Origin of the sequence: Mesorhizobium sp. CA5 (assembly GCF_020165105.1) — a bacterium.
Taxonomy (GTDB): Bacteria; Pseudomonadota; Alphaproteobacteria; order Rhizobiales; family Rhizobiaceae; genus Mesorhizobium.
In genome coordinates, this window is record NZ_JAIUHJ010000014.1 from 1 (window position 1) to 24,304 (window position 24,304).

General features: G+C 64.0%; 24 protein-coding genes. 14 read left to right on the forward strand and 10 right to left on the reverse strand.

Annotated features, from left to right (window positions below; genetic code table 11):
• The 11 genes from LB529_RS18650 to LB529_RS18700 form a co-directional block, all read left to right on the forward strand.
• Positions 1-146: type II toxin-antitoxin system RelE/ParE family toxin (locus LB529_RS18650; protein WP_224712011.1), on the forward strand; the 146-nt coding region annotated here is incomplete at its 5' end.
• A 156-nt stretch (positions 147-302) separates the two neighbouring features.
• Complete coding sequence (gene rimP, locus LB529_RS18655; RefSeq protein ID WP_224711930.1) at positions 303-935, forward strand: ribosome maturation factor RimP; 633 nt, start codon at positions 303-305, stop codon at positions 933-935.
• 46 nt (positions 936-981) lie between these two features.
• Positions 982-2,577, forward strand: coding sequence for a transcription termination factor NusA (gene nusA, locus LB529_RS18660; protein WP_095765964.1), 1,596 nt, complete (start codon positions 982-984; stop codon positions 2,575-2,577).
• Between the two features lie 32 nt (positions 2,578-2,609).
• Entirely contained in the window at positions 2,610-3,260 is a 651-nt protein-coding gene (locus tag LB529_RS18665) for an RNA-binding protein (protein WP_224523891.1), read from the forward strand.
• The gene (gene infB / locus LB529_RS18670) at positions 3,257-5,824 is read left to right on the forward strand and encodes a translation initiation factor IF-2 (protein WP_224548690.1); all 2,568 of its coding nucleotides are present in this window, start codon (positions 3,257-3,259) and stop codon (positions 5,822-5,824) included. Before LB529_RS18665 ends, infB begins: the two co-directional genes overlap by 4 nt.
• Before the next feature lie 123 nt (positions 5,825-5,947).
• Positions 5,948-6,364 (forward strand): 30S ribosome-binding factor RbfA, encoded by a 417-nt coding sequence (gene rbfA / locus LB529_RS18675; RefSeq protein WP_140629428.1) that lies wholly within the window; start codon positions 5,948-5,950, stop codon positions 6,362-6,364.
• The gene (gene truB, locus LB529_RS18680; protein WP_224711931.1) at positions 6,365-7,324 is read left to right on the forward strand and encodes a tRNA pseudouridine(55) synthase TruB; all 960 of its coding nucleotides are present in this window, start codon (positions 6,365-6,367) and stop codon (positions 7,322-7,324) included.
• 105 nt (positions 7,325-7,429) lie between these two features.
• A complete protein-coding gene (gene corA / locus LB529_RS18685) occupies positions 7,430-8,524 on the forward strand; it encodes a magnesium/cobalt transporter CorA (RefSeq protein WP_224711932.1) in 1,095 nt (364 codons plus the stop codon).
• Between the two features lie 189 nt (positions 8,525-8,713).
• Positions 8,714-8,983, forward strand: a complete 270-nt coding sequence (gene rpsO / locus LB529_RS18690) for a 30S ribosomal protein S15 (protein WP_095765958.1) — start codon at positions 8,714-8,716, stop codon at positions 8,981-8,983.
• A 380-nt stretch (positions 8,984-9,363) separates the two neighbouring features.
• Positions 9,364-11,514 carry a polyribonucleotide nucleotidyltransferase gene (gene pnp / locus LB529_RS18695; RefSeq protein WP_095765957.1) on the forward strand — a complete coding sequence of 717 codons (2,151 nt, stop codon included), beginning with the start codon at positions 9,364-9,366 and terminating at the stop codon, positions 11,512-11,514.
• A 130-nt stretch (positions 11,515-11,644) separates the two neighbouring features.
• Entirely contained in the window at positions 11,645-12,655 is a 1,011-nt protein-coding gene (locus LB529_RS18700) for a class I SAM-dependent methyltransferase (RefSeq protein ID WP_224711933.1), read from the forward strand.
• A gap of 87 nt (positions 12,656-12,742) precedes the next feature.
• Here LB529_RS18700 and LB529_RS18705 read toward each other — a convergent pair whose 3' ends face one another.
• The 4 genes from LB529_RS18705 to fabA all read right to left on the reverse strand — a co-directional run bounded on the left by LB529_RS18705 (position 12,743) and on the right by fabA (position 17,093).
• The gene (locus LB529_RS18705) at positions 12,743-14,296 is read right to left on the reverse strand and encodes a putative bifunctional diguanylate cyclase/phosphodiesterase (RefSeq protein ID WP_224711934.1); all 1,554 of its coding nucleotides are present in this window, start codon (positions 14,294-14,296) and stop codon (positions 12,743-12,745) included.
• A gap of 102 nt (positions 14,297-14,398) precedes the next feature.
• Positions 14,399-15,211: an enoyl-ACP reductase FabI gene (gene fabI / locus LB529_RS18710; RefSeq protein ID WP_224631224.1), complete on the reverse strand. Its 813-nt coding sequence runs from the start codon at positions 15,209-15,211 to the stop codon at positions 14,399-14,401.
• A 30-nt stretch (positions 15,212-15,241) separates the two neighbouring features.
• Entirely contained in the window at positions 15,242-16,462 is a 1,221-nt protein-coding gene (gene fabB / locus LB529_RS18715) for a beta-ketoacyl-ACP synthase I (protein WP_095765953.1), read from the reverse strand.
• A 115-nt stretch (positions 16,463-16,577) separates the two neighbouring features.
• Positions 16,578-17,093: a 3-hydroxyacyl-[acyl-carrier-protein] dehydratase FabA gene (gene fabA, locus LB529_RS18720; protein WP_140845655.1), complete on the reverse strand. Its 516-nt coding sequence runs from the start codon at positions 17,091-17,093 to the stop codon at positions 16,578-16,580.
• A gap of 247 nt (positions 17,094-17,340) precedes the next feature.
• Between fabA and irrA the strand changes: the two genes are divergently transcribed.
• Positions 17,341-17,772, forward strand: coding sequence for an iron response transcriptional regulator IrrA (gene irrA, locus LB529_RS18725; RefSeq protein WP_095766194.1), 432 nt, complete (start codon positions 17,341-17,343; stop codon positions 17,770-17,772).
• A 6-nt stretch (positions 17,773-17,778) separates the two neighbouring features.
• Positions 17,779-18,162, forward strand: coding sequence for a DUF4260 domain-containing protein (locus tag LB529_RS18730; RefSeq protein ID WP_224711935.1), 384 nt, complete (start codon positions 17,779-17,781; stop codon positions 18,160-18,162).
• A gap of 140 nt (positions 18,163-18,302) precedes the next feature.
• Here the strand turns inward: LB529_RS18730 and LB529_RS18735 are convergent, their stop codons facing one another.
• A complete protein-coding gene (locus LB529_RS18735) occupies positions 18,303-18,860 on the reverse strand; it encodes an SH3 domain-containing protein (protein WP_224711936.1) in 558 nt (185 codons plus the stop codon).
• 269 nt (positions 18,861-19,129) lie between these two features.
• Between LB529_RS18735 and LB529_RS18740 the strand changes: the two genes are divergently transcribed.
• A complete protein-coding gene (locus LB529_RS18740; protein WP_224711937.1) occupies positions 19,130-20,131 on the forward strand; it encodes a 2-hydroxyacid dehydrogenase in 1,002 nt (333 codons plus the stop codon).
• A 7-nt stretch (positions 20,132-20,138) separates the two neighbouring features.
• On the opposite strand, the gene LB529_RS18745 is transcribed toward LB529_RS18740, so the two are convergent.
• The 5 genes from LB529_RS18745 to recF form a co-directional block, all read right to left on the reverse strand.
• A complete protein-coding gene (locus LB529_RS18745) occupies positions 20,139-20,552 on the reverse strand; it encodes an aconitase X swivel domain-containing protein (protein ID WP_224637945.1) in 414 nt (137 codons plus the stop codon).
• Complete coding sequence (locus tag LB529_RS18750; protein WP_224711938.1) at positions 20,549-21,802, reverse strand: aconitase X; 1,254 nt, start codon at positions 21,800-21,802, stop codon at positions 20,549-20,551. Before LB529_RS18750 ends, LB529_RS18745 begins: the two co-directional genes overlap by 4 nt.
• Positions 21,799-22,287, reverse strand: a complete 489-nt coding sequence (locus LB529_RS18755; RefSeq protein ID WP_224711939.1) for a GNAT family N-acetyltransferase — start codon at positions 22,285-22,287, stop codon at positions 21,799-21,801. Before LB529_RS18755 ends, LB529_RS18750 begins: the two co-directional genes overlap by 4 nt.
• 4 nt (positions 22,288-22,291) lie before the next feature.
• On the reverse strand, positions 22,292-23,047 hold the full coding sequence (locus LB529_RS18760; protein ID WP_224711940.1) for a molybdopterin-synthase adenylyltransferase MoeB: 756 nt from the start codon (positions 23,045-23,047) through the stop codon (positions 22,292-22,294).
• 91 nt (positions 23,048-23,138) lie between these two features.
• Entirely contained in the window at positions 23,139-24,299 is a 1,161-nt protein-coding gene (gene recF, locus LB529_RS18765) for a DNA replication/repair protein RecF (protein ID WP_224711941.1), read from the reverse strand.
• Positions 24,300-24,304: the final 5 nt, after the last annotated feature.

The following is a 24,304-nucleotide window of genomic DNA, read 5'->3' on the forward strand; positions in this document are numbered from 1 at the left end:
CCATGGGGCGGGTCGGGCGGGTGAAAGGGACACGAGAACTGGTCCTCGCTGATGTCCCCTACATAATTCCCTACCGTGTTATCGGCGAGGAGATCGAGATACTCACCGTGATGCATGCGGCCCAACGATGGCCGCGCCAGTTGTAGACACCACCGCTGGCCTTGTGCCTCAAGGCTTGAAACGCCGGCGGCAATCGTCTATATCAACTTCAAATTCTTGGTCGGTATGACGAAGAGTGGGTCCACCCGGTCCCGCTCTTTTTTGTTACCTGCCGGCCGGAAGCAAAAAGCGACAGGGATCTGATGACTGCAGCGGCAAGCGAGGCCGACGACCGTATCATCCGCGAAAGCGGTATCGATGCGCGCATTGCGCTGATCGTGCAGCCGGTGCTCAAGGCCATCGGCTTCCGGCTCGTGCGGGTGCAGTTGACTGGCCAGAACGGGCTGACGCTGCAGATCATGGCCGAACGCGAGGACGGCACCATGACCGTCGAGGATTGCGAAGAGGTCAGCCGCGCCGTGTCGCCGGCGCTCGATGTCGATGATCCAATCGAAAAGGCATATCATCTGGAAGTTTCCTCGCCAGGCATCGACCGGCCGCTGGTGCGCAAGTCGGATTTCACCGCCTGGACCGGCCATCTGGTCAAGCTGGAGACATCGGTGCTTGTCGGCGACCGCAAACGCTTCAAGGGCAAGATCGCCGAGGCGGATGCCGATGGCATCCTGATCGAGCGCGACAAGGCGGCCTATGGCGAAGAGCCGACGGTGCGCGTGCCCTATGACGCGATCGCCGAGGCCCGGCTGGTGCTGACCGACGATCTCATCCGCGATGCCCTGTCGAAGGACAACCGGGCGCGCAAGGATGCCAGGAAGCGCCGTGGCGAGGCGGAAGACTCCGCCGACGGCGAGGAAAACGAAACCGAACAGGAAAGTTGATTGAGTAGCCGGGCCGTATGCCCGGCGCGAAATCGGGAGAAAGACAATGGTTGTAAGCGCCAACAGGCTTGAACTGCTGCAGATCGCCGACGCGGTCGCGCGTGAAAAGTCGATCGACAAGCAGATCGTCATCGCCGCCATGGCCGATGCGATCCAAAAGGCAGCGCGCTCTCGTTACGGCCAGGAGACCAACATCCGCGCCGACATCAACCCGAACACCGGCGAGATGAAGCTGCAGCGGCTGATGGAAGTGGTCGAGAAGGTCGAGGACTACGCGACGCAGATCGCGCTTTCCACGGCGCGCGAGCGCAACCCCGACGCCCAGATCGGCGACTTCATCGCCGAGCAGCTGCCGCCCATGGATTTCGGCCGCATCGCCGCGCAGTCGGCCAAGCAGGTCATCGTGCAGAAGGTGCGTGAGGCCGAGCGCGATCGCCAGTATGACGAGTACAAGGATCGCATCGGCGAGATCGTCAACGGCACCGTCAAGCGCGTCGAGTACGGCAATGTCATCGTCGATCTCGGCCGAGGCGAGGCGATCATCCGCCGCGACGAGCTGATCCCGCGCGAGAACTACAAGTATGGCGACCGCGTGCGGGCCTATGTCTATGACGTGCGCCGCGAGCAGCGCGGCCCGCAGATCTTCCTGTCGCGCACCCATCCGCAGTTCATGGCCAAGCTGTTCACCATGGAAGTGCCGGAAATCTACGACGGCATCATCGAGATCAAATCGGTCGCCCGCGATCCGGGCTCGCGCGCCAAGATCGCGGTCATCTCGCGCGATTCCTCGATCGATCCGGTCGGCGCCTGCGTCGGCATGCGCGGCAGCCGCGTCCAGGCCGTGGTCGGCGAATTGCAGGGCGAGAAGATCGATATAATTCCGTGGTCGCCATCGGCCGCGTCCTTCATCGTCAACGCGCTGCAGCCGGCCGAGGTCGCCAAGGTGGTGCTCGACGAGGATGCCGAGCGCATCGAGGTGGTGGTACCGGACGACCAGCTGTCGCTGGCCATCGGCCGCCGCGGCCAGAACGTGCGCCTTGCCTCGCAGCTCACCGGCTGGGATATCGACATCCTGACCGAGCAGGAAGAAAGCGAGCGTCGCCAGAAGGAATTCGTCGAGCGTTCGGCGCTCTTCATGGAAGCGCTCGACGTCGACGAGATGGTCGGCCAGGTGCTTGCCTCCGAAGGCTTCACCAGCGTCGAGGAAGTCGCTTATGTCGACTCTGGCGAAATTTCCTCGATCGATGGCTTCGACGAGGACACCGCTTCGGAAATCCAGACCCGCGCCCGCGAATATCTGGAGAAGATCGAGGCCGAGCACGACGAAAAGCGCAAGGCCCTGGGCGTGAAGGACGAGCTGCGCGACATTCCCGGCATCACCACCGCCATGATGGTGACGCTCGGCGAGGACGGCGTGAAGACGGTCGAGGACTTCGCCGGCTATGCCGCCGACGATCTGATCGGCTGGAAGGAGCGCAAGGACGGCGAGACCAAGGTCTATCCGGGCGTGCTCGCCAGCCACGGCGTCTCGCGCGCGGAGGCGGAGCAGATGGTGCTCGCCGCCCGCAAGCAGGCCGGCTGGATCACCGAGGAAGAACTCGCTGCCGAAGAGGCAGCGGCCGACGAAACCGTCGGTGCGTGAGGTGACCACCAATAGCAAAGCCCGTGAACGAGATGAACGATCGCACTTGCATCGTTACGCGCAGGCAGGCCGAAGCGGATGAACTGATCCGCTTCGTCGTCGGCCCGGATTCGGTCGTCGTTCCGGACATCAAGAGAAATCTGCCCGGCCGCGGTTGCTGGGTTACTGCCGATCGCCTACATATCGAGAAGGCAGCGGCCAAGAACCTGTTTGCCCGTGCCTTCAAGGCGCAGGTGACCGTTCCGGCCGATCTCGGCGGCATGGTCGACGGGCTGCTCTCCAGATCCGCTCTGGGCATGCTTGGCCTTGCTCGCAAGGCTGGCGCCGTCGTCCTTGGCGCCGCCAAGGTCGAAGGCGCCGTGCGCGACGGGCTGGCGCTTCTGGTGCTACATGCGACCGAGGCTTCGGACGACGGTGTCCGCAAGATCAGTCAGGCGCGGCGGGCAACCGTCCATCTCGGCGGACCGGCCATCCTTGCCTACAAACTTTTCCCCGAAGCCGAGTTGAGCTTGGCATTGGGGGGTACAAATGTGATACATGCTGCCGTTCTCGCGCAGGACGCGGGACAGGCGGTTGAGAAGCGCGTAGTTGCGCTCGACCGATATCGGGGCGGTACCCCGAACGATCTGGCAATGCTTGCGGCCGTTGCTGACGAAGATGATGCCGCAGAGGATATGGAATGAGCGATACGAAATCGGGCGACGACAAGACGTTGAGCGTGACGCCGAAGAAGACCTTGACGCTGAAGCGCCCCGGCCTCGAGCAGGGCACCGTGCGCCAGAATTTCTCGCATGGCCGCACCAAGTCGGTCGTGGTCGAGACCAAGAAGCGCAAGTTCTCGCTGCCCGGCGACAAGCCGGAACCGGTGGCTGCGTCCGTCTTCACGCCGAAGCCCGCCGTTGCCGCCGCGCCTGTCGTGCAGGAAGCGCCGAAGGCGCCGCCTCCGCCGCCGGAGCGTTCCGGCATGGTCCTGAACGAGCTCTCGCGCGGCGAGATGGAAGCGCGCCGCAAGGCGCTGGAAGGCTCCAAGGCCCGCGAGGCCGAGGATCGCTTGCGCGCTCAGGAAGATGCCAAGCGCCGCGCCGAGGAAGAGGAACGCCGCAAGCGCGAGCGCGACGAATCCGCGCGCCGTCAGGCCGAGGAGGAGGCACGCCTGCAGACTGAGGCCGAGGCCCGCCGGCGCGCCGAGGAAGAGGCTCGCCGCCGCGCGCCGCTGGCTGCGGATGTCGCCACCGCTGACGACGAGGAGGAGGCCAAGCCGAGGCGTACCGGTGCCGGTGCCGCGAGTGCGCCGCCGCGCCGTCTTGCGACGCCGGAAGTGGCAAGGCCTGCCAAGCCGACAAAGGGCGAGGAAGATCGCCGCCGCGGCAAGCTGACGCTGAACTCGGCGCTGTCGGATGACGACGCACGCGCCCGTTCGCTATCGTCGATGCGTCGCCGCCAGGAAAAATTCAAACGCGCGCTTCACAATGAGCCGCGCGAGAAAGTCATGCGCGAAGTGATCCTGCCCGAAACCATCACCATCCAGGAACTGGCGCAACGCATGTCCGAGCGCGCCGTGGACGTGGTCAAGTTCTTCATGAAGCAGGGCCAGATCCTGAAGCCGGGCGACGTCATCGACGCCGACACGGCCGAACTGGTCGCCTCCGAATTCGGTCACACGGTCCGCCGCGTCGCCGAGTCCGACATCGAGGAAGGCCTGTTCAACATTGCCGACCGCCCGGAAGACCTTGTCTCGCGTCCGCCGGTCGTGACGATCATGGGCCATGTCGACCACGGCAAGACCTCGCTGCTCGATGCCATCCGCAACGCCAATGTCGTTTCCGGCGAGGCCGGCGGCATCACCCAGCATATCGGTGCCTACCAGATCGAGAAGAATGGTCAGAAGATCACCTTCATCGACACGCCCGGCCACGCGGCCTTCACGGCCATGCGCGCCCGTGGCGCGCAGGTTACCGACATCGCGGTGCTGGTGGTGGCGGCCGACGACAGCGTGATGCCGCAGACGATCGAATCGATCAATCACGCCAAGGCGGCCGGCGTGCCGATCATCGTGGCCATCAACAAGATCGACAAGCGCGATGCCGACCCGCAGAAGGTGCGGACCGAACTGCTGCGCCACGAAGTGTTCGTGGAATCGATGGGCGGTGAGGTGTTGGACGTCGAGGTTTCGGCGACCAAGGGCATCAATCTCGACAAGCTCTTGGAAGCGATCCTGCTGCAGTCCGAAGTCCTCGACCTCAAGGCCAATCCCGACCGCACCGCCGAAGGCGCGGTCATCGAGGCGCAGCTGGACAAGGGACGCGGTCCCGTCGCCACGGTGCTGGTGCAGACCGGCACGCTGATGCCGGGCGACATCATCGTCGCCGGCAACGAGTGGGGCCGTGTGCGCGCGCTCGTCAACGATCGCGGCGAGCATGTGCCGGAAGCGCCGCCGGCAATGCCGGTCGAGGTGCTTGGCCTCCAGGGCACGCCGCAGGCGGGCGACCGCTTCGCCGTCGTCAACAACGAGGCGCGCGCCCGTGAGATCACCGAATACCGCCAGCGCCTGGCGCGCGACAAGGCAGTGGCCAAGCATGCCGGCCAGCGCGGCTCGCTCGAGCAGATGATGTCGCAGCTGCAGACGAGCGGATTGAAGGAATTCCCGCTGGTCATCAAGGGCGACGTGCAGGGTTCGATCGAGGCGATCAATGCCGCGCTTGAAAAGCTCGGCAATGACGAGGTGCGCGCGCGCATCGTCCATGCCGGCGCCGGCGGCATCACCGAAAGCGATGTCTCGCTCGCCGAGACGTCCGGAGCGGCGATCATCGGCTTCAACGTCCGCGCCAACGCGCAGGCGCGTGCTGCCGCGGCCGCGGCCGGCATCGAGATCCGCTACTACTCGATCATCTACAACCTCGTCGATGACGTGAAGGCAGCGCTTTCCGGCATGCTTTCGCCGGAGCGGCGCGAGACCTTCATCGGCAATGCCGAGATCCTCGAGATCTTCGACATCTCCAAGGTCGGCAAGATCGCCGGCTGCCGTGTCACCGAAGGCAAGGTCGAGCGTGGCGCGGGTGTTCGCCTGATCCGCGACAACGTCGTGATCCACGAAGGCACGCTGAAGACGCTGAAGCGCTTCAAGGACGAGGTTGCGGAAGTGCCGGGCGGCCAGGAATGCGGCATGGCCTTCCAGAACTACGAGGACATGCGTGTCGGCGACGTCATCGAGTGCTTCCGCGTCGAGATGGTAACCAGAACGCTCTAATTCGGGTATACTTGCCGAATAATAACGGGCGGCGGCCGAAAGGCTGCCGCCCAGTTCCCTCATGCATGTTGAAACATGTGGCGCGGTCCCATCCCGCGCTTCACGATTTCAGGACCAGAGAAAATGCCCCGTTCGACACCGTCAGGCCCCTCCCAGCGCATGCTGCGCGTCGGCGAGCAGGTACGTCACGCCCTGTCCGAAACCTTGCAGCGCGGCGAGATCATCGATCCGGTGATCGAGAACAGCGTCGTCTCGGTGTCCGAGGTGCGCATGTCGCCCGATCTCAAGATCGCCACCGCCTTCGTCTCGCCGCTTGGCGCAGGCGACGACGGCGCCGTGATCGAGGCGCTCAACAGGCACGCGAAATTCATCCGCGGCCGCGTCTCCGGCGCGCTCAGGCAGATGAAGTACATGCCGGAGTTTCGCTTTAGGCTCGACACTTCCTTCGACAATTTCGCGAAGATCAATGAACTGCTGAAATCGCCCGAAGTCGCGCGCGATCTCGGTGACGACAAGAACAACGACAAGGACGAGGAATAGGTGGCGCGTCGCGGCAAGAAGAAGGGGCGGCCGGTCTCCGGTTGGGTGGTGCTGGACAAGCCGGTCGGCATGGGCTCGACCGAGGCGGTTTCCAAGATCAAATGGCTGTTTCAGGCCGAGAAGGCCGGCCATGCCGGCACGCTCGATCCGCTGGCTTCCGGCATGCTACCGATCGCGCTCGGCGAGGCGACCAAGACCGTTCCCTATGTGCAGGACGGCGCCAAAGTCTACCGCTTTACCGTCGCGTGGGGCGAAGAGCGCTCGACCGACGACCTCGAAGGCCCGGTGACCAGCAATTCCGACCGTCGGCCGGACGAGGCGGAGGTGAGGGCGCTGCTGCCGAAATACACCGGCGTCATCATGCAGACGCCGCCGCAATTCTCGGCCATCAAGATCGCCGGCGAACGCGCCTATGACCTTGCCCGTGAAGGCGAGACGGTCGAGATACCCGCGCGGGAAATTGAAATCGGCCGTTTGGATATTGTCGAGCACGGCACCGACAAAACCGTTTTCGAGGTCGAATGCGGCAAGGGCACCTATGTGCGCTCGCTGGCCCGCGACATGGGCCGCGATCTCGGCTGCTTCGGCCACGTCGCCGAATTGCGCCGCGTCGAGGTCGAGCCGTTCACGCCGGATGATTTCGTCACTATCGCCGAGCTGGAAGCGGCCCGCTTTGGCGAAAAGGATGACGACAAATCCGATGAAATGGACGCCCCGGTCGATTTCAGCGCCATCGATGCGCTGCTTGTCGAAACAGCGGCGGCGCTCGACTGCCTGCCGCAGGTTGCGGTCAGCGACGACGCAGCGACGAAGATCCGCCTCGGCAATCCCGTCATCATTCGCGGCCGCGATGCCCCGGTCGAGGCCGAGGAGGCTTGCGCAACCGCGCGCGGCAAGCTCGTCGCCATCGGCGCCATCGAGCAGGGCATGTTCAAGCCCAAGCGGGTCTTTGTCGGGTAATCCGGTCTAAGTATTTGTATTTACGCAATTCCGGACGGGAAACCGCTGCGCACTTTGCTGGAATTGCTCTAATCTAGGCCGAATGCTGAGTCCCGAGGATATCTCATGGCCAAGGCTGATGCAGGCAAGAAGCGGGAACCGCTGAAAACCCGCCGGCCGCCGGTCGGGGCGTCGCCAGGCACGCTTATCGCCGATCCGGCGGCGCGGCGCAGCGAGCTGCGGCTGACGCTGATCTCGCCCGAGAAATACAAAACAATCGACAATGCCTCGATCGACGATCTCAACGCGCATTGCGAGAAATGGCCTGTCGTCTGGCTGGATTGCACCGGGCTTGCCAATATCCCGCTGATCGAGGAGATCGGCCGCATCTTCAGCCTGCATCCGCTGGCGCTGGAGGACGTCGTCAACACCGGACAGCGGCCCAAGGTGGATTTCTTCGAGGATCATGCTTTCGTCGTCATGCGCATGATCGACGATGTCACCTCGCATCGCTACGAGCAGATCGCGTTGTTCTTCGGCGGCAATTTCGTCGTTACGTTCCAGGAGCGCGAAGGCGATCCGTTCGATCCGGTGCGCAAGCGCATTGCGGCCGCGATGCCCAACCGCCTGCGCTCGCGCGGTGCCGACTATCTTGCCTATGCGCTGATCGATGCCATTGTCGACAGCTATTTCCCACCGATCGAGGCGGCGAGCGAATTGGTCGACGGCATCGAGGACGAGATGCTGAATAAGCCGCACAAGCACCAGATGCGGCAGCTGCATGAATTGCGGCGTGACGCCAACGTGCTCAAAGGCGTGCTGTGGCCGATGCGCGACACGCTGGCGACGCTGATCCGCAATGAAGTGGCCTTCGTGAAGGCGGAGACCAAGATCTTCTTCAACGATACGCTCGACCATTCGCTGCGTCTGATCGAGCTGGTCGAGAACCAGCGCGACATGCTCACCGGCCTGATCGAGATGCACGTCTCGTTGACCCAGGCCCGCACCAACGACGTCATCTCCTATCTGACGATCGTCTCGGTGATCTTCATGCCGCTGACCTTCCTGGTCGGCGTCTGGGGGATGAATTTCGATCCGCAAAGCTCGCCCTGGAACATGCCGGAGCTGAAAGCCTATTACGGTTATCCGGTGGCAATTCTGTTCATGGCGCTTGTCGCCGCCGGACTGATCTTCTTCTTCAAATGGAAGAAGTGGCTATAGCCGCTGAACCCTTTGTTTTCGTGGCAAGACCTGCGACAAGCCGGCTTGACATTTGGGCTGGTGTTTATTCCGGAATTGGACTATATGCGCCGCAGCTTCGCGCCCTGACGCGTCGCTTGCACTGGCCCCTGCTGGACGACATCCCGGCTGTGGGCGTCCCGTTTCCTCCAACAGATAAGGAAAAGCACGATGTCGATTACTGCCGACCGCAAGAAGGAATTGATGACCGAATTCGCAACCGCCAAGGGCGACACCGGATCTCCGGAAGTCCAGGTTGCCATTCTTTCCGAGCGCATCAAGAACCTGACCGAGCACTTCAAGGACCACAAGAAGGATAACCATTCCCGCCGTGGCCTGCTTGCTCTGGTCTCCCAGCGCCGCAGCCTGCTTGACTACCTCAAGCGCAAGGATGACGGGCGCTATCAGACGCTGATCGACAAGCTCGGTCTGCGTCGCTGACGAATTGACCGGCGGGTCTTCCTCGGAGGGCCCGCCGGTCGCGCATTGGCGCATCGGTCGATCCGGTGCGATAATGCCGGAGCGCGACGCGCTCTAGAAATTCGCATTCGCGCAGGGCGCGTTCCGGAAACAGCGGTTTCCGGCGTCATGCGCAAAAGCCGGCCGATCGGTCGGCCAAAACGGTTCCGGACGCGCAGAGGGCCATTCGGAACCGCCCCATGGACGGTCATGGGGCAGGATTGCAGGATGCTCGCTCGGCTTATGAGCCGGACCTACGAGCCTCCCGTTGTCTTGCCCGTGGCTGCCCGAAGGAAGCCAGGAAAGGGAGAACCCGTGACCGTTAGGACGGCGCGGCCCTTTCCGCATATGAAGGACAAGACATGTTCAATCAACACAAAGTGGAAATCGAATGGGGCGGCCGTCCGCTCATCCTGGAAACAGGCAAGATCGCGCGCCAGGCTGACGGCGCGGTGCTCGCCACCTATGGCGAGACCGTCGTTCTCGCCACCGTCGTTTCGATGAAGGAGCCGAAGCCCGGCCTCGATTTCTTCCCGCTTACCGTCAACTACCAGGAAAAGACCTACGCCGCCGGCAAGATCCCGGGCGGCTACTTCAAGCGTGAGGGCCGCCCGAGCGAAAAGGAAACGCTGGTTTCCCGCCTGATCGACCGCCCGATCCGCCCGCTTTTCGCCGACGGCTATAAGAACGACACCCAGATCGTCGTCACCGTCGTCCAGCATGACCTCGAGAACGATCCCGATATTCTGTCGATCGTCGCCACCTCCGCTGCTCTCACGCTTTCCGGTGTGCCGTTCATGGGCCCGATCGGCGGCGCCCGCGTCGGCTACATCAACGGCGAATATGTGCTCAACCCGCATATCGACGAAATGCAGGAATCCAAGCTCGACCTCGTCGTCGCCGGCACCGGCGACGCCGTGCTCATGGTCGAATCCGAGGCCAAGGAACTCTCCGAGGAACTGATGCTCGGTGCCGTCGTGTTCGGCCACAAGAGCTTCCAGCCTGTGATCGACGCGATCATCAAGCTGGCCGAGGTCGCCGCCAAGGAGCCGCGCGACTTCACCGCGCCGGATTACTCCGCGCTTGAAGCCGAGATGCTGAAGATCGTCGGCGACGAACTTCGCGAGGCCTATAAGATCACCGACAAGCAGAAGCGCTATGCCGCCGTCGACGCCGTCAAGTCGAAGGTCAAGGCCGCGTTTGCGCCGGCCGAAGGCGAAGAGGCGAAATACACCTCCGAGCAGATCGGCTCGGTGTTCAAGGAACTCCAGGCCAAGGTCGTGCGCTGGAACATTCTCGACACCGGCTCGCGCATTGACGGCCGCGACCTGAAGACGGTCCGCAAGATCGTCTCCGAAGTCGGCGTCCTGGCGCGCACCCATGGTTCGGCGCTGTTCACGCGCGGCGAAACCCAGGCGCTGGTCGTCGCCACGCTCGGCACCGGCGAGGACGAGCAGTATGTCGATTCGCTGACCGGCATGTACAAGGAGAAGTTCCTCCTTCACTACAACTTCCCGCCCTATTCCGTCGGCGAGACGGGCCGCATGGGTTCGCCGGGCCGCCGCGAGATCGGCCACGGCAAGCTCGCCTGGCGCGCCATCCGGCCGATGCTGCCGAGCGCGGACCAGTTCCCCTACACGCTGCGCGTCGTTTCGGAGATCACCGAGTCCAACGGCTCGTCCTCGATGGCGACCGTCTGCGGCACCTCGCTGGCGCTGATGGATGCCGGCGTGCCGCTGGCAAAGCCGGTCGCCGGCATTGCCATGGGCCTGATCAAGGAAGGCGAGCGCTTTGCGGTGCTCTCCGACATCCTCGGTGACGAGGACCACCTCGGCGACATGGACTTCAAGGTCGCCGGCACCGCCAACGGCGTCACCTCGCTGCAGATGGACATCAAGATCGATGGCATCACCGAGGAGATCATGGGCATCGCGCTTGCCCAGGCCAAGGACGGCCGCCTGCATATCCTCGGCGAGATGGCGCATGCGCTGTCCGGCGCCCGCGCCGAGCTCGGCGAATTCGCGCCGCGCATCGAGGTCATGCATATCCCGACCGACAAGATCCGCGACGTCATCGGTTCCGGCGGCAAGGTGATTCGCGAGATCGTCGAGAAGACCGGCGCCAAGATCAACATCGAGGACGACGGCACGGTCAAGATCGCTTCGGCGAACGCCAAGGAGATCGAGGCGGCGAAGAAGTGGATCCACACCATCGTCGCCGAGCCGGAAGTCGGCGAGATCTATGAAGGCACCGTCGTCAAGACGGCCGACTTCGGCGCGTTCGTCAATTTCTTCGGCCCGCGCGACGGTCTCGTCCATATCTCGCAGCTCGCCAATGAGCGCGTCGCCAAGACCTCGGACGTCGTCAAGGAAGGCGACAAGGTTTGGGTCAAGTTGATGGGCTTCGACGAGCGCGGCAAGGTCCGCCTGTCGATGAAGGTCGTCGACCAGGCGACCGGCAAGGAAATCGTCCAGGACAAGAAGAAGTCGGACGGCGAGGAAGACGCCGCCTGATCGGTTTGACCGGATAATTTAGACGGGCGCGCCGCGAGGTCGCGCCCGTTTTGTTTCAGGGCAGTTCCAGGAAAGCGGCAACCGTTTCCGTCCGGAATTGCGTCGGCCAAAGGTCCTACGGAGCAGGTGAATGGCCGCGGAGCCGCTGAAGACGCTGTTCTACCCGTTCGAGGCCGAGGCGCTGCCTCTGCCGCGAAAGGATGCCCGTGTCCTGTTTCTCGGCGCCGAGCCCGGCTTCCGCTTGCCTGCCGGCTTCGAGGCGGCGCTGCACCTCGTGCAAGGCTTTCGGCCACATTTTCGAACGCTGCAGGCGTCCGGCTACGCGGTCACGCCGCGCGCCGAGGATACCGGCTTCGACCTGGCGTTGGTGCTTGCTGGCCGTCATCGCGGCCAGAACGAGCAGCGCGTTGCCGAGGCGATAGAACGCGTCCAGCCGGGCGGGCTGGTTGTCGTTGCCGGCGGCAAGGAGGACGGCATCGACAGCCTGCGCAAACGGATCAACGCCCTGGTGCCACTCGAAGGCCATTTGCCGAAACATCACGGCGTTGCCTTCTGGTTCAAGCGAGCCGGCGCGGAGACGGCCGCGACGCTGCGCGCCGGCAACCCCGATTTGATCATCGAAGGCGGTTTCAAGACCAGGCCTGGCATGTTCTCCTTCGATCGGATCGATGCCGGTTCGAAACTGCTGGCCGCGAACCTGCCTGACGATCTCAAAGGCAATGTCGCTGATTTCTGCGCCGGCTGGGGTTATCTGGCGGTGGAAGTCCTGCAGCGCCCGCAAGGCCTCACCGCAGTCGATCTCTACGAAGCGGATTTTGAGGCCCTGGAAGCAGCCAGGTTGAACGTCCAGGGCGGCGCCATCGAGCCGCGTTTCTTCTGGACCGATCTGCTCACCGAGGCGGTCGAACGGCGCTACGACGCGATCGTCATGAACCCACCCTTTCACCGCGGCCGCGCGTCCGAGCCGGAGATCGGTTCCGGCATGATCCGCGCCGCGTCGAAGGCGTTGAAACCGGGCGGCCGCCTGTTCATGGTCGCCAACCGCCAGCTTCCTTACGAACAGGCGCTCTCGGCGGCCTTCGCCAGCCATGCCGAGATCGCCCGCGACGGCATGTTCAAGGTGTTTTCGGCGCGCCGCTGAAGCAATCAAGGAAAAGCGTGCAGCGGGGTGGATTCGGCGCCTTCGCCGTACCTTGGATCCACAATTGCGGCGGGAAGAATACTTGTTCTATTGCAGGCTGACGATGCGGGCCGGCTCGTGCGTGCCGAAGGCGGACCGCGCTTCGCCAAGCTCGACCTTGAGCGGCGCCGGCCGGCCGAACAGATAGCCCTGCACAACCTCGCAGCCGGCCGCTCGGAGCAGGGTGGCCTGGTTTTCGGTCTCTACGCCTTCGGCGATGATGCCCACGCCCAGCGCCCGTGACAGGCCGACAATGGTCGACACGATCGCGCCGGAGCTGGAATCGGTGTCGATGCGGCTGACGAAGGAACGGTCGATCTTCAGCTTGCCGAAGGAGAAATCGATCAGGTAGCTCAAATTGGAATAGCCCGTGCCGAAATCGTCGACGGCCACAGAGATACCCATCTCGGCAAGCTGTTCCAGGATGGCTGCGGCGCGGTCGCGGTCCTGCATCATCGCCGTCTCGGTGACCTCGAGTTCCAGCCGCGAGGGCTTGATGCCGGTCGATTCCATCACCTCCCGCACGATGCCGACGAAATCCCTGGTCATGAACTGGACAGGCGAGATGTTGACGGCGACGAAGCATTCCTCCGGCAGGTACCGGGCGTCGCTGCAAGCCTTGCGCAGCACCCACTCGCCGATCGGATTGATCATGCCGGTTTCCTCGGCGATCGGAATGAATTCCATCGGCGGGATCATGCCGCGCTCCGGGTGCTTCCAGCGGATCAGCGCCTCATAACCGACGATGCGGCCGCTCGGCAGGTCGAGCTGCGGCTGGTAGTGAAGACTGAAGTCGCCTCGATCGAAAGCGGTCTTCAGCTCCGACTCGATCCATTGCCGATAGTCCGCAACGCGGCCCATGTCGGCGTTGAAGACAGACCAGTTGCCGATGCCGCTGGCGCGCGCGTTCTGCAGCGCCAGGTTCGAGCGGCGCAGGACCAGGACCGGGTCGACGCCGTCCTTTGGCATCGCCACGATGCCGACCGACAGGCTGACCGACTGCAGATGCGTCTGCAGCTGATAGGGCTCCATCATCTCGTTGATGAGCTTCTCGATCAGCCGCTCGATCGAGCCCCTGATCTGGCGGTCCGGCAAAAGCACCGCAAATTCGCCGGCGCCGATACGGCCGATCACCGCATCCTCCGGCATATTCTCCGTCAGCCTGCTGGTGAAGGCGCAGATCAGTTCGTCGCCCTGGCTGTAGCCGATGGCGTCGTTGATGTGCTTGAAGCGGTCGATATCGATGTCGATCAAGAATACCGGCTCGCCGGTTCGGATCGTCCCAGAGGCGGCCTCGGCTATCTTGCCGACCATGGCCTGGCGCGACAAAAGGCCGGTCAGCTTGTCGAAATGGGTTTCCTTGAAGACATAGGCTGCCGATTCGTCGACCCCGGCAAAGAACGAGAGTGCTGCTCCGCCGGCGGCAAGGGCGCAGAGAGCGGCAATGACGCCCGCCATCGTTTCGGCCGGCATGCCGGCCATGCCGTCGCCGAAGCCGAACCTCAGCCCCCACAGTCCAAGGATGAAACTGCCCATGCCCGAGCTGGCGATTGTGATCAGCCGGAACAGCGGAGTCCGTTTGGGATTGCTGACTGCAGGCATGCATTGTCCCCAGATTGCGGGGCCTTATAGCGGATATCTCCTTAAAATGAGTTTCCGCCGATGCATCCAATTTTACTGGAGCGCAACTGTCGCCGCCGCGAACTATTCCCGCGTGCCGTCGTTCTGCTTCAATTCCTCCAGTGCCGGCATCGAAACGATATGATAGCCGGAATCGACATAGTGGATTTCACCGGTGACGCCCGACGACAGATCGGAAAGCAGGTAAAGCGCCGAGCCGCCGACTTCGTCGATGGTCACGGTGCGCCGCAAAGGCGAATTGCGCTGCTGGTAGGAGAACATGTGGCGGGCATCGGACACGCCGGAGCCGGCCAGCGTCCGCACCGGCCCGGCCGAGATGCCGTTCACCCTGATGCCGCGCGGGCCGTAGTCGTTGGCCAGGTAGCGCACGCTGGCTTCCAGCCCGGCTTTGGCGACGCCCATGACGTTGTAGTTCGGCATCACCCTGACCGAGCCGGCATAGGTGAGCGTGATCATCGAGCCGCCATTGCCCATCAAGGCGGCGGCGTTGCGGGCGATCTCGGTGAAGGAATAGCAGGAGATCACCATGGTGCGCACGAAGTTGTCGCGGCTGGTGTCGGCATAAAGGCCCTTCAGCTCGTTCTTGTCGGAAAAGCCGATGGCGTGCACCACGAAATCCAGCCCGCCCCAGGCCTTGCCGAGGGTCTCGAAGGTCGCGCTGACCGAGGCGCTGTCCTCGACATCGCAAGGCACGATCAGCGAGGCTCCCACTTTCTCGGCCAGCGGCTTGACCCGCCGCCCGAAGGCGTCGCCCTGATAGGTGAAAGCGAGCTCGGCCCCATGTTCCGACAGCTTCTTGGCGATGCCCCAGGCAATCGAATGGTCGTTGGCAACCCCCATGACAAGCCCGCGCTTGCCCTTCATCAACCCTTCCATGTCTGGCAATCCTTATGAAAAACGCTGGTCTTATGCGGAATAGCGCTGGAAAATCAGCGTTGCGTTGGTGCCGCCGAAACCGAAGGAGTTGGACAGGACGGTGTCGATCCTGGCGTCGTCGATACGCTTGCGCACGATCGGCATGCCCTCGAATTCCGGATCGAGCTCCTCGATATGGGCGCTCTCGCCGATGAAACCGCCCTGCATCATCAGGATCGAATAGATCGATTCCTGCACGCCGGCTGCGCCCAGCGAATGGCCGGTGAGCGATTTGGTCGAGGTGATGTAAGGCATCTTGTCGCCGAACACCTCGCGGATGGCGCCCATTTCCTTGGAATCGCCGACCGGCGTCGAGGTGCCGTGGGTGTTGATGTAGTCAACCGGCGAAGACACCGTGGCAAGCGCCTGGCGCATGCAGCGGATCGCGCCTTCCCCCGAAGGTGCGACCATGTCGTAGCCGTCGGAAGTCGCGCCGTAGCCGACGACCTCGGCGTAGATCTTGGCGCCGCGCGCCTTGGCGTGCTCCAGTTCCTCCAGCACCAGCACGCCGGCGCCGCCGGCGATGACGAAACCGTCGCGGTTGACGTCATAGGCGCGCGAAGCGGCCGACGCATTGTCGTTGAACTTCGATGACATGGCGCCCATGGCGTCGAACAGGTCAGACATGGTCCAGTCGAGATCCTCGTGGCCGCCGGCAAACATCACGTCCTGCTTGCCCCACTGGATGAGCTCATAGGCATTGCCTATGCAATGCGCGGAGGTCGAGCAGGCCGACGAGATCGAATAATTGACGCCGTGGATCTTGAACCATGTGGCCAAGGTGGCCGACGCCGTCGACGACATGGCTTTCGGCACGGCGAACGGGCCGATACGCTTGGGGCTGTTGTTCTTGATCGTGGTTTCGGCCGCTTCGACGATGGTGCGGGTCGAGGGCCCACCGGAACCCATCACGATGCCGGTCCGCTCATTGGTGATGTCGCCTTCGCTTAAGCCGGCATCGGCGATCGCCTGGTCCATGGCGACGTGATTCCAGGCGGCGCCCTGGCTCAGGAAGCGCATGGCGCGGCGGTCGATCATCGGGGTGGGATCGAGCGTCGGCGCGCCCCAGACCTGGCAGCGGAAGCCGTGTTCGGCAAAGGAATTGGAAAAGCTGATGCCTGATTTGGCATCGTAAAGCGAGCTCTGCACCTCATTGGCATTGTTGCCGATCGACGACACAATGCCGAGCCCTGTCACTACGACCCGTCTCATTCGCAACTCCTTCCCGCGTATTCGGGCGAAAGACCTAACCGGCTTCGCCCTTGATCATACGCAAACAAACTGACGCGGCATCCGTTGGCTACGCGGGCGCCGTGGCGGAAAACGGTCAGGCGGCCGGCTGCTTGGACAGGCCGACCTTCAGATCCGTAGCCGCATATATGGGTTCGCCATCCGCCTTGAGCCACCCATCGGCGATGCCGAGGACCAGGCGACCGCGCATCACGCGCTTGAAGTCGATGCCGTATTCGACCTTCTTCACCGACGGCGTCACCATGCCCTTGAACTTCACCTCGCCCGTCGAAAGCGCCATGCCTTTGCCCGGTTCGCCCAGCCAGCCGAGATAGAAGCCGGTCAACTGCCACATGGCGTCGAGGCCGAGGCAGCCCGGCATGATCGGGTTGCCGATGAAGTGGCAGGCGAAGAACCACAGGTCCGGCTTGATGTCGAACTCGGCGCGGATGAAGCCCTTGTCGAAAGCGCCGCCGGTCTCGCTGATCTCGGTGATGCGGTCGAACATCAGCATCGGCGGGTAGGGCAACTGGGCATTGCCCGGGCCGAACAGCTCGCCGCGGGCGCAGGCAAGCAGTTCCTCGTAATCGTAGCTGGACTTTTGATCCGCCATCAAATTTCTGTCCCCGTGTTCTTTAGCGGGCGGCAGGGCGCCCTTCTCGTTGGTTTCCTAACACACTCTGTTTGCGGCCGGAAACCGGCGTTTGCGCTTAACCCGTGCGCCTGCCCGGGTCAATGCGCGCTATTGATCGCATTCGGACTACAGAATATATGTCGGCTGATGTCCGGTTTTGGCTTTTGACGTCTTTTGCCATTCTGGACCTGTTGATGGGCTGGGCAGCAAGCTTCGACGCGAAGAGATGGATTCGGGCTACCGGAAGGAAAATGTCGCTGTGGACAAGCGGGTTCGCGAAGCCGGCCTGAGGCCGACGCGCCAGCGCATTGCGCTGGCCGACCTGCTTTTCGCCAAGGGTGACCGACACCTTTCGGCCGAGGAACTGCACGAAGAGGCGATCGCCGCCGGCGTGCCGGTTTCGCTGGCGACGGTCTATAACGCGCTCCACCAGTTCACCCAGGCCGGACTGCTGCGCATCCTGGCGGTCGAAGGTTCGAAAACCTATTTCGACACCAACACCTCCGACCACCATCACTTCTACGTCGAGGGCGAGAACCGGATTTTCGATATCGAAAGCGGACCGGTGACCGTCTCCAACCTGCCGGCGCCTCCGGAAGGCATGGAGATCGCCAATGTCGACATCGTCGTGAGGCTTCGCCCGAAGCGCGGCAACTGATCCGTGGTGACGCGGCCCGTCGATTTGATTGTCCGGTTTGAATGGATCACCGTCGCCGCGTTGGCTATCGTTTGCTATGCAATCTCCGGCTTTTCCTGGTGGCTGTTTGCGCTGCTCATCCTTGCGCCGGACCTGTCGATGCTGGGCTATCTCGCCGGGCCAAGCGCCGGCGCCGTCACCTACAACGCCTTGCATATCCTGATTGCCCCGCTCGTGCTTCTGCTTGCGGGCGCGTTGCTCGCCGGCCCGATCACGACCGCCGTGGCGCTGATATGGATCGCGCACATCGCCATCGACCGTGCCCTCGGCTACGGCCTCAAGCTGCCCACCGGTTTTCAGGATACGCATCTCGGCCGCATCGGCCGCCAGCAGGACGGTGTGTCCAGTTAGGCTGTGTTGAGATTCAGGTCAGGCCAAGTCGAGAATGGCGGTTTTCGAGAACCGGAGCGGAGCGTACTTAAAGTACGTGAGCACCGGAAGCGCAGAAAGCCGGCATTCGCAGACCGGCCTCACCTGAATATCGACACAGCCTAGTTCTTGACCTTCTCGCCGGGATAGGCGCCCCACACCTGCGACTGCGCCATCCAGCCGGTATGGCCGTCGAAGGTCATCTCGCACCATTGACCGTCGCATTTCTTGATCGAGCCGATCACGCCCGGCTCGATGATGGCGATGACACCCGCATCCTTGTCGGGCTCGTCGAGAAGGTTGATTCGCCCGCCCTTGCCGCGCTGCCAAGGCGCAACGATCGCGGTGCGGCGGCCGGAAAGCAGCGACTGGTTGATCCAGCCTTCCGATCCGTCGGCATCGCGCACGCGGCGCCAGGTGTCGAATTCCTGGATGACCTCCATCGGCAGGCCGGCCTTCAGATACATCCAATTGACGGAATAATTGGCGCCGGGGCCGACACGTGAATTGACCCGGGCCGGCTTCAGGCTGACGAAGCGCGGCAGCGGCAGGCCGCTCGGCCCAAGCGTTATGGTTTGGGCCGGCGCGGCCGCGCCTTGCGCCAAAGCCTGCGGCGCGCAAAGCAGGGCGCCAAGAATGGCTGCACTGAAGGCCAGGCGAAGCGACGCGAAACCAGACACTTTCGTTCCTTTCGGCGCCGGTCCATGCGGATGAGCGCCCCTTTTTCTTTGTCTTCGGCGGCACCGCTTGTTACAGGAGTGGACTGATGCCGCGACTGGCTGCAAGTTTCGCCGGTCTTGGTTAAAGAGGTCTCAACGAGATCGGTTTCGAGGGCATGATCCCGAAAAGTGGGAACCGGTTTTCGGAAAAGATCATGCTCCAACAAAGAGTAGGATCAGGATGACGATTCGACGAACGTCATCCTGATCGAAGAAGCTTCGGGGATAAAATGGCAGGCAAAAAACGGCCCCTCGTCGTCATCACGCGCAAGCTGCCCGATCCAGTCGAAACGCGTATGCGCGAGCTGTTCGACGCAAGGCTGAATGTCGAGGACCGGCCGATGACGCAGCCGGAGCTGGTCGCGGCGGTCAAGGAAGCCGATGTGCTGGTCCCCACCATCACCGATCATATCGACGCCGCGCTGATCGCCCAGGCCGGCGAAAACCTCAAGCTGATCGCGAATTTCGGCAACGGCGTCGACAAGATCGATGTCGCGGCCGCCGCCAAGAAAGGCATCACTGTCACCAACACGCCCAATGTGCTCACCGAAGACACCGCCGACATGACTATGGCGCTGATGCTCGCGGTGCCGCGCAGGCTCGCCGAAGGCGCCAATGTGCTGACGGGCGAGAAGAAATGGGCCGGCTGGTCGCCGACCTGGATGCTCGGCCGGCGCATCTGGGGCAAACGTCTCGGCATCCTCGGCATGGGCCGCATCGGCACGGCGGTCGCCAGGCGGGCCAAGGCCTTCGGCCTGTCGATCCACTATCACAACCGGCACCGCGTGCTGCCGGCGGTCGAGGAGGAACTGGAGGCGACCTACTGGGAAAGCCTCGACCAGATGCTGGCCCGCATGGACATCATCTCGGTCAACTGCCCGTCGACGCCGGCGACGTTCCACCTTTTGTCCGGCCGTCGGCTCTCGCTGATGCAGCCTTCGGCCTACCTCGTCAACACCGCGCGCGGCGATATCATCGACGAGGAATCGCTGATCAAGCTCATCCATGACGGCAAGATCGCCGGCGCCGGCCTCGACGTCTACGAGCATGAGCCGGCGCTGAACAGCAAGCTGTTGAAGCTCGCCGCCAAGGGCAAGGTGGTGCTGTTGCCGCATATGGGCTCGGCCACGCTCGAGGGCCGCATCGACATGGGCGAGAAGGTGATCATCAACATCCGCGCCTTCTTCGATGGCCACCGTCCGCCGGATCGTGTCCTGCCGCTCAGGACCTGAAAAAGCTTTAGACGGCGGCGGTCACTGCGCCGTCCGAAGCGACCGTGACGGCGGCTCCGCGGTAGCTGTCGAACGCGCCGCGTTCGAGCCTCACCGCCATCGGCGTTTCCCAGCCCATTTCCCGGGCTACGATCAGGCCGAGCAGCAGGATGGCGTCCGGCTCGTGCAGCACCAGGGCGGCCGGTGCGCGGCCGTTGTGGACGAGCTCCATCAGCACCGCCGAAGCGGATGACGAGCCGATCGTGCCCGGCAGGAACAGAACCCGGCCGGCGATGACTTCGCCATGTTGCGGGTGGCGAACGTCGGCGATACGCCCGGTCCTGAGGTCGACGCCGCCCCAGAAGCTGATCGGCGCCGTCAGCACCAGCGCGTCGCCTTCGCCCGCCTTGCCTGGCACCAGGATTTCGGCCCTCGCGCTCATGCCGCGATATCCGTGAAGACCGGCTTGCCGAGGACCGCGCTTTCGACGCAGTCGGCGAGCGAGGCGTAGAGCACCGCATAGCCGGTGTTGCCCGGCGCGTAATGCGCGAACTTGCCCGAATTGGTCATCAAAACGCCGCCGGCAAGGTCCGGCATGATCGGCGTCACCACCACGCAGGTGTCGGCGACGATAATGACGCCGCTGGCTTCAAGCCGCTTCCGCCGGCCGTTCTGCTCCAGCAGGGCAAGCGCATGGCGGCCGGTGCAGGCGTAGATCGGCACCGCGAGCCGCCGTCCGGCGATCAGCCGCTCCAGGTAGTCGAACTCCGCGTGCGACAGATGCGGGCTGCCGATCGCCACCGCATCGATGGTCTTGGTCGCGGCCGCGGTCGACAGGCCGGCACGGGCCGTCGCCACCATGGCGGGCGTCACGCGGCTCACCGCTTCCGGCTCTGGCCCGGCCAGAATGGCTTCGGCGTCTGGAGCCTCGGGCGTCACGCCGGCAATGTGGAACAGGCCGACCGCGCCGGACGATGCGGCCGCCGCGCCGAAGGCTTTCAGCGCGTCTTCGCCGGGATTATCCGTCACGCCGGTAACGACGGCGATGGCGTTGCCTACCTCGCGGCCATAGAGGCTGCCCAGCACCGGCCAGGCGATCTCCGAGGCAAGGAAGGACGGCGACAGGCCCGAGACATCGAAAATGAGCCGCGCTCGGCGGTTCTCCGTCCGATGCAGGCCGTAGTCAGGCGCTCTGGCAGTGATGGCGCAGGCAATGTCCAGGAAATCGCCATAGCGGTTGGTGCGCGCGCCCAGCACCGAATTGCAAAAGACGACCGCGTTGGACTCCCCCCAGGCAACGTCGCTGCCGAGCGCGGGCCTGTGTCCGGCCTGGTAGGGGGCGCAGGTCCAGCTCTGCTCGCAGCCCAGCTTGCGATAGGCCTCCATCATCCGCCGTGCCATGCCGCGCTGCGGCTCCTCGAGGCGGATGCGCGAGCAACCCATCAGGTCGAGCGCCCCGACATTGAGCGTCGAGCGCACCGCGACCTTCGCACCGCCTTCGACCAGCCGCTCGGCAAATAACGTGCCGGAATCGCCGTGGTAAAGCGCGCCGTCGATATGGGTGGAGGCGATCGGGATGAGCCGAGGCGCGCCGAGCAGCCGGGCGCTTTCGGCAACGATGCGCATCGCCATGCCCGCGCCGTCCCGGCCGGCGGCGATCGCCTGTTCTTCCGGGCTGAGGACCAGGCTCAAGACAGCACCTTGCGCATGGTGATGGAGGTCGGCCTGTCATAGCCCGCATGCGCCGTGCGCTCGGTCTCGCGGAAGCCGAGCTGGGTGAAGGCTGCATGGTTTGCGGTCAGTTCGATACGGGTCTGAAGCTCGATGGCGTCCATGCCGCGCTTGCGGGCAAGATCCTCCACCGCCCGGATCAGCCGGGTTCCGATGCCTTGGCCCTGCAGCCGTGGCTCGACCGCGAGCTTGCCGACATAGAAATCCCGCGCCCGTTCCTGAGCGAAGACGCAGCCGACGATGCGGCCGTTCTCGACGGCCAGAAACCCCGTCTCCCGCTTCGCCTTCGCGGCAAGCGCCTCGGGGGTTAAAAGATGCGCCGATGACGGCGGATCGATCACCCCGTCCATATAGGCGAAGGCGCGCCGGATCAGCGCGAGCAGGTCGTCCCACCGATCGAAATCCGCTGGAAGGCCGGTTATGGAGACGCCGACGTTCTGGTCCATGCGCTCAGACGGCCTTGTAGCGGATGGTGTCGAAGCGGGCCGTGAGCCCGTCATAGAGCAGCAGCCGGCCTATCAGCGGCTCGCCTATGCCGGTAATCAGCTTGATCGCTTCCATCGCCTCCAGCGTGCCGATGACGCCCGTCAGCGCGCCGAGGATGCCGGCAACGGCGCAGGACGGCACCAGCCCTTCGGGCGGCGCTTCCGGAAACAGGTCGCGATAGCTGGGATTGCGCTTGCCGTCGGCGCCAGCCTCGAACGGCTTCAGTACCGTCACCGAGCCGTCGAAGCGCCCGACGGCCGCCGTGACGAGGGGTTTCTTCTCGTCCGCGCAGGCATCGGCGACCGCGTAGCGCGTTTCGAAATTATCGGAGCCGTCGACGACGATATCGTAGCGGGCGACGAGGGCAGGGGCATTCTCCTCCGTCAACCTCAGGCGATGCGATTCCACCGTGACGTTGGAGTTGATGCGCATGATCGCTTCCCGCGCGCTGTCGGTCTTGGCCATGCCGACCCTGTCGCTGCCATGGATCACCTGCCGTTGCAGGTTGGACAAGGAGACGGTGTCGTCATCGACGATGCCGAGTGTGCCGACGCCGGCGGCGGCAAGATATTCGAGCACCGGCGCGCCGAGCCCGCCGGCACCGATCACCAGCACCCGTGCCCGTTTCAGCTTCTGCTGGCCCGGCCCGCCGATCTCCGGCAGCACGATGTGGCGGGCATAGCGTTCGAGCTCTTCGTCGGTGAGGGCGGCGTCGGTCATGGCTGGACCATATCGCCGTGGCGAGGCCTTGTCAGTAAGCGCAAGGCGCGGCCTTGTCGCATATACGCAGGTGCAGAACTCGCTTCAAAGGTCAGCCGGTCGGCTCGACGTTGCCGTGATCGACGGTCAGGAACAGCGCCCGGCCGGCGAGGCTGGAGAATAAGGCGGCATCGGTGCCGGTCATGAAGGCCTGGCAGTTCAGCTCTTCCAGGATGGAGAACAGCGCCGCGCGCCGGCCAGCGTCGAGATGCGCGGCGATCTCGTCCAGCAGAAGGATCGGCGTCAGTCCCGACATCTCGCCGGTCAGCCTGGCATGCGACAGCACGATGCCGACCAGCAGCGCCTTCTGCTCGCCGGTCGAGCAAAGCTCGGCCGGCATCGACTTCGGCCGGTGCCGCACCACGAGATCGGAACGATGCGGGCCGTCCAGCGTGCGGCCGGCGGCGCGATCGCGCTCGCGGCCATTGGCAAGCGTGCGGCGGAAGCGCTCCTCGACATCGACGGCCGGCGCGACGGCGACCTCGCTCTCCAGGTCGCCGGCAAGACTGATGTCGGCCTGCGGAAACGGCCCGCTGCCGGGCAATCTGTCGATCATGGCGGAAAGCAGCCGCACCAGCTCGGCCCGCGCAGCGGCGATCGCCACCCCGGTCTCGGCCATCTGCGTCTCGATCGCGTCGAACCAGGCGCCGTCCCGGGAGCCTTCGGTAAGCAATCGGTTACGGCCACGCATGGCTTTCTCATAGTCGAGCGCGCGCTGGCCATGGCCAGGATCAATCGCCAGCACCAGCCGGTCGAGGAAGCGGCGGCGGTCCGCCGCCGGCCCTGGAAACAGCCCGTCCATCGCCGGCGTCAGCCACACGACCCGCAGCCATTCCAGCATATCCTCGGCCGATCGCGCCGGCGCGCCGTTGATCCGCACCTTCCTGCCGCCTTCGCCGGCGGCGTCTCCGCCGGAAATTCCGGTTCCGATCTCGACCTGGCCTTCCGGCCCCTCGATGCGCGCATGCAAGGCGAAGCCGCCATCGCCGCCTTCGCGCGCCACATCGCCATAGGGCGCGCGGCGCAGGCCGCGGCCCGGCGTCAGCAACGAGATCGCTTCCAGGAGATTGGTCTTGCCGGCGCCATTGTCGCCTGACAGCACCACCGCGCCGGGCGCGAGCTCGAGCGACAGCGTCGCGTAATTGCGGAAATTCGTAAGTGTAAGCTTACTTACGTGGCTTTGCTGCCGAAGCTGTTTCGCATCCGCGGTCACGGCGA